General features: G+C 73.0%; 5 protein-coding genes. All 5 read left to right on the top strand.

The window, feature by feature from the left end:
- Window positions 1-25: 25 nt before the first annotated feature.
- The 5 genes from AC3ERT_RS36375 to AC3ERT_RS36355 all read left to right on the top strand — a co-directional run bounded on the left by AC3ERT_RS36375 (window position 26) and on the right by AC3ERT_RS36355 (window position 5,580).
- Window positions 26-1,108, top strand: a complete 1,083-nt coding sequence (locus AC3ERT_RS36375) for a tryptophan dimethylallyltransferase family protein (protein WP_435179426.1) — start codon at window positions 26-28, stop codon at window positions 1,106-1,108.
- A 118-nt stretch (window positions 1,109-1,226) separates the two neighbouring features.
- On the top strand, window positions 1,227-2,561 hold the full coding sequence (locus AC3ERT_RS36370) for a tryptophanase (protein WP_335970332.1): 1,335 nt from the start codon (window positions 1,227-1,229) through the stop codon (window positions 2,559-2,561).
- Window positions 2,562-2,787: 226 nt separating this feature from the next.
- Entirely contained in the window at window positions 2,788-3,324 is a 537-nt protein-coding gene (locus AC3ERT_RS36365) for a hypothetical protein (RefSeq protein ID WP_435128862.1), read from the top strand.
- Between the two features lie 84 nt (window positions 3,325-3,408).
- Window positions 3,409-3,789, top strand: coding sequence for a VOC family protein (locus AC3ERT_RS36360; protein ID WP_335970335.1), 381 nt, complete (start codon window positions 3,409-3,411; stop codon window positions 3,787-3,789).
- Between the two features lie 204 nt (window positions 3,790-3,993).
- Window positions 3,994-5,580: a purple acid phosphatase family protein gene (locus AC3ERT_RS36355; protein WP_435179423.1), complete on the top strand. Its 1,587-nt coding sequence runs from the start codon at window positions 3,994-3,996 to the stop codon at window positions 5,578-5,580.
- Window positions 5,581-5,614 lie beyond the last annotated feature (34 nt).

Here is a 5,614-nt window from a genome sequence, read left to right as displayed (position 1 = left end):
GCCTCCCCTCCGCCCCCCGACCCAGCTGGGCGGTCTCGTCACCGACCAGCTCGCCCGGCTGTGCGACATCGCGCAGCTGGACCGCACGGACACCGAAACCTACGTCCAGGTCCTGGCCGCGAGCCTCGGACCCGCCGCGACACGGTCGTTGGCACTCCCGCCGCCGGCGCCTACCCTGCTTTCCGACGACCACACCCCGGTCGAGTACTCGCTCGCCTTCCTGCCCGGCGCCACTCCCGCGCTGCGCGTGCTGGTCGAACCCGGGTGCGAGAGCGGCGACTTGGCGGAGAACGGCCGGACCGGGCTGCGGGCGATCCGCGCGATGGCCGAGCGCTGGGACTTCTCCACCGCCCAACTCGACCTGCTGGAAGACCTGTTCCTCCCCGACCACCCCGCCGGTCCGTTCGCCCTGTGGTGCGCGCTGGAACTGCGGCCCGGCGGCGTCCCCGGGGTGAAGGTCTACCTCAACCCGGCCGCCAACGGCCCGGACCGCCGCGCCGCCACCCTCCGCGAGGCACTCCGGCGCCTCGGCCACCACCAGGCGTTCGACGCGCTCCCGCCGGCCGACGACCACCCCTTCCTCGCCCTCGACCTCGGCGAGTGGGCGGCGCCGCGGGTGAAGGTGTACTGCACCCACGACCGCCTCACCGCCGAGCAGGCCGGCCGCTACTCCCGGCTGGCACCCGCCGAAGGCCGGGACCAGGCAGCGGAGTTCTTCGACGCCATCGCCGGTGTCGAGGAGCACGGGAGCCCCACCCGCCGCGCGCTGACCTGCTACTCCTTCACCGACACCGCGACCGGGCGGCCCAGCGGCTTCACCCTGCACATGCCGGTACGCGCCTACGTCGGGCACGACGGCGCCGCCCGCGACCGCACGGTGCGGATGCTGGAGCGCTACGGCATGGACGCCGGCGCCCTCGACCGGGCGCTGGCCGCGGTGACCTCCCGCCGGCTGGCGGACGGTGTGGGCCTGGTCGCCTACGTGGCGCTGGTGCACCAGGACGGCCGGGCCCCGCGGATCACCGTGTACGTCTCCGCGGAGGCGTACCGGGTGCAGCCGCCGCGGCCGGCGGCCGCCGCGTCCCCGCACCCCCTCGCCACCCCCTAGGAACCCCCACACCCTCAGGACCTCCGCACCACGGAAGTCCGCACCGCAGAACGACAGAACGACAGGAGCAGCGGTCCGCATGGAGCCTTACCGGATCAAAGTAGTGGAACCCATTCCCGTGACCACGCGGCAGCAGCGGGAGGAAGCGCTGCAGCGTGTGCACTACAACCTGTTCGACCTGAGGGCCGAGGAGGTGACCATCGACCTGCTCACCGACTCCGGCACCGGTGCGCTGTCGGCCGCGCAGCAGGCCGCCGGCATGGCGGGCGACGAGTCGTACTCCGGCTCGCGCTCCTTCTACCGGTTCCACGAGACCGTCACCGAGCTGACCGGCTACTCCCACATCCTGCCGGCCCACCAGGGCCGCGCGGCCGAGCGCGTGCTGTTCAACACGCTGCTGGAGCCGGGCCAACTGGTGCTGGCCAACACGCACTTCGACACCACCCGGGCCAACGTCGAGCTCTCCGGCGCCGAGGCGCGGGACCTGCCGTGTCCCGAGGCACGCGACCTGGACAGCTCCCACCCCTTCAAGGGCAACATCGACCTGGAGGAGCTGCGCCGCACGCTCACCGGGCCGGACGGCTCCCGGGTCGCGGTGGTGCTGCTCACCATCACCAACAACGGCGGCGGCGGCCAGCCCGTCTCCATGGAGAACATCAAGCAGACCTCCGCGCTGTGCCGCGCCCACGGGGTGCCGCTCTTCCTGGACGCCGCCCGCTTCGCGGAGAACGCCTGGCTGGTCACCCGGCACGAGCCCGGCTACCAGGACCGCACCCCGCGGCAGGTCGCCGAGGAGGCGTTCCGCCTCACCGACGGCTGCGTGATGAGCGCCAAGAAGGACGGCATCGTCCACATCGGCGGGTTCATCGGCCTCAACGACGGCGAACTCGCCCAGCGCTGCGAGCTGCTGCTCATCGCCACCGAGGGCTTCGCCACCTACGGCGGGCTGGCCGGGCGCGACCTGGACATGATGGCGCAGGGCCTCAAAGAGGTGACCGAGCCGGCCTACCTCGCCGAGCGGGCCGACATCGCCCGCTACCTCGCCGACCGGGTGCGCGCGGCGGGCGTCGACATCCTGGAGCCGCCCGGCCTGCACGCGCTCTACCTCAACGCCGGCCGGCTCTTCCCGCACATCCCCGCCCACCAGTACCCGGGCCACGCGCTCGCCTGCCAGCTCTACCTCGAAGGCGGCATCCGCTCCGCGGAGTTGGGCTCCCTCTACCTCGGCGAGGAGGACGAGGACGGCAACCCGACCAAGAGCGCGCCCTACGAGCTGGTCCGCCTCGCCCTGCCGCGCCGGGTCTACACGCGCAGCCACTACGACCACATAGGCGAGACGCTGGCGAAGATCGTCAAGAACGGCGAGAGCGTCCACGGCTTCCGGATCACCGAGCAGTCCCCGATCCTGCGGCACTTCCGGGCGACGCTCGTCCCGGTGCCGCTGGGCGGCTGAGCCACCCCGCGCGGTGCGTCCGGCGCCCGTACCGGGGCCGCGTTTCGAGGCAGCTCGAAGGGCCGGCCCCGGTGCCGCGCGTCGGCCCGGCACCGGAGGGCGCCCGCGTGCCGGTCCGACGAGGCAACGCCCCGTACCGGGTGCGGCCCGCGGCGCGGACCTAGAGTCGTCGGCGACCGGACCCGCGAGAACCCCGCGCGCACCGCGGTGAGTTGAGGAGGCCCCCGTGGCATCGCCCTGCGACCCCAGGTACGCCCCGGCGGGCGACGTGGGCACCGCCCTCATGATCGTCGACTCCCGGCTGCGGGCGGTGTACGAGGACAGCGGCGGCCCGGACCCCGAACAGCAGCGCCTGATCGAGCACTTCACCTCGTCCATGAGCCCGGCCGAGGCGAACGACGTGCTGGACGGCGCCTGCACGCTCATCTACCTGTTCGCGCGCTGGCTGACCGCGGCCTACGCGGACCACGGCAAGGACGTCGTCGAGTGCGTCGTGCCCGACCTCGTCGAGACGATGCGCAACATGCCCCGCAGCATCCGCCCCGAGGCGATCCCGACCATGGCCGGCCTGGTGATCGCCGCGGCGACCGGCCTCGGCCCGGGCCTGTGGCGCAAGCAGTACGGCTTCTGGACCGAGAGCGAGATGACCCCGCTGGAGGCGACCGCCTTCCTGCTGGCCGAGCGCATCAACCACCTCACCGACGACCGGGACTTCGCCACCCGCCTGGTCGCCGACGCCCTCGCCGGCGCCGACCGGGACTGACCCCAGGGCCGCCGCGGGCACCGGCGCACCGGCGCACCGGGCGTAGCATCCGTGCCACCGTCCGTTCGAGAGGGGCACCCCGCCATGCATCGCAGCCGTGTGTACGCCGTGTTGCTCGACACCCCGAAGGACGAGGCGGGCCGGGCGGCGGAGTTCTGGGCCGCGGCGCTCGGCGCCACCGCCCGGCCGTTCGCGCCGCAGCCGCAGTTCACCACGCTGCATGACGCGATTCCCGGGCTGGTCACGGCGGTTCAGGCGGTCGACGACGCGCCGCGGATGCACCTGGACATCGAGACCGACGACCCGCAGGCGGAGACCGCCCGGCTGGTCGCGCTCGGCGCGGAGCAGGTCGCGAGCTGGCTGGAGTGCCGGGTGCTGCGGGCGCCCGGCGGGCACCTGCTGTGCGTCCTGCCGGTCGAGAGCGACCCCGAGACCTTCCGCGCCCACGCCGACATCTGGCCCTGACGACATCCGGCCCTGACGACGGCTGGCCCTGACGAGGCTTGAGCCGCCGCCCCGCCGCTGTGACGGACCCCACCCGCCCGGCCCGCCCCACCCGTCACCGGCGGCACGGCCGGCCGGTGCGGGCGGCGGCCGGACCGCGCGCCGCCACCGGCTGTTCGCCTCCCGTACACCCGGGCATCGACGCGCGCTGACAGCTTCCCCGACATGGAAACTCCCAACATGGGCATCGAGGCCAGGCTCGCCGAGAAGATGAGCATGGCCGAACAGCACGAGTACCTGCGCACCAAGCTGAGCCGGCGGCGGCTGGTGGTCGGCGGCGCGGTCGCGGCCGGCACCGTCGCCGCCTCCGGTCTGCTCGGGCAGAGCGCGAGCGCCGCGGCGCCGACCCTGGTGGGCCGGCCGGCCACCGGGCATGGCGTGGACGGCTCGCTCGTCGCCCCGTTCGGCCGGCACCTCCAGTACGGGGCTGACCCGCGCACCCAGTTCACCGTCTCCTGGCAGGTGCCGCTCGCGGTCACCAAGCCCTTCGTCCGCTACGGCCTCAAGCCGTGGGCGCTCAGCCACAAGGTCCAGGCGGAGGTGCGCGACCTGCACACCCCGCAGCTGACGAACAGCAGTCTGCCCGCCGTCGACCAGTACTACCAGCACGTGACGCTGACCGGCCTGCACCCGGGCACGACGTACTACTACGGGGTGGGCCACGACGGCTTCGACCCGGCCGACGCCGCCGCGTTCGCCACGATCGGCTCCTTCACCACCGCGCCCGCGAGCAGCGAGCGCTTCACCTTCACCGCGTTCGGCGACCAGGGCGTCAGCTACCACGCCCTCGCCAACGACTCCCTGATCCTGGCCCGCAACCCCGCCTTCCACCTGCACGCGGGCGACATCTGCTACGCCGACCCCGACGGCTCCGGCCAGTCCTCCGACTCCGGCGACTACGACGCGCGGACCTGGGACCAGTTCCTCGCCCAGACCGAGTCGGTCGCCTCGCGCGTGCCGTGGATGATCACCACCGGCAACCACGACATGGAAGCCTGGTACTCGCCCAACGGCTACGGCGGCCAGGAGGCCCGCTGGACCCTCCCGGCGAACGGCCCCCGCCCGGCCAACCAGCCCGGCGCCTACTCCTTCGTCTACGGCAACACCGCCGTCATCGCCCTCGACGCGAACGACGTGTCGTACGAGATCCCGGCCAACTACGGCATCAGCGGCGGCGGCCAGACCGCGTGGCTGGACGCGACCCTGGCCGGCTACCGCAAGCAGCGCGGCATCGACTTCCTGGTGGTCTTCTTCCACCACTGCGCCTACTCCACCACCAACCAGCACGCCTCCGAGGGCGGGGTGCGCGAGCAGTGGGTGCCGCTGTTCGAGAAGCACCAGGTGGACCTGGTGATCAACGGCCACAACCACGTCTACGAGCGCACCGACGCGATCCGGGCCAACGCCGTGTCGAAGAACCTGCCGATCGGCGAGACGGTCCGCCCGGCCACCGACGGCGTCGTCTACGTGACCGCGGGCGGCGCGGGCAAGAGCCTGTACTCCTTCCCCGTCGCCGACTCCTACGAGGGCAACGTCAAGGACCTCGACTCGGTGCCCAGCTACTACCAGGCCAAGGGCGGCCACGTCGCCGAGACCGTGCACTGGTCGCGGGTGCGCTACACCGGCTACTCCTTCCTGTCCGTCGACGTCCAGCCCGCCCACACCGGGCGGGAGGCGACCTTGACGGTGTCCGCGATCGCCGAGAGCGGCGAGCGGATCGACCACTTCACGGTGGCCCGCAAGGCGAAGTGACAGCCAGCGCACGGGGGCGCCGCACCAGCAGCGG

The sequence above is a fragment of the Actinacidiphila sp. bgisy145 genome, assembly GCF_057708125.1.
The sequence above is the reverse complement of the archived record's forward strand: the minus strand, read 5'-3'. Positions and strand labels throughout refer to the sequence as shown.

Bases quoted from the DNA above. Each gene is read 5' to 3' on its own strand.
- AC3ERT_RS36355 (WP_435179423.1), top strand. From the start codon at position 3,994: ATGGAAACTCCCAACATGGGCATCGAGGCCAGGCTCGCCGAGAAGATG.
- AC3ERT_RS36360 (WP_335970335.1), top strand. From the start codon at position 3,409: ATGCATCGCAGCCGTGTGTACGCCGTGTTGCTCGACACCCCGAAGGAC.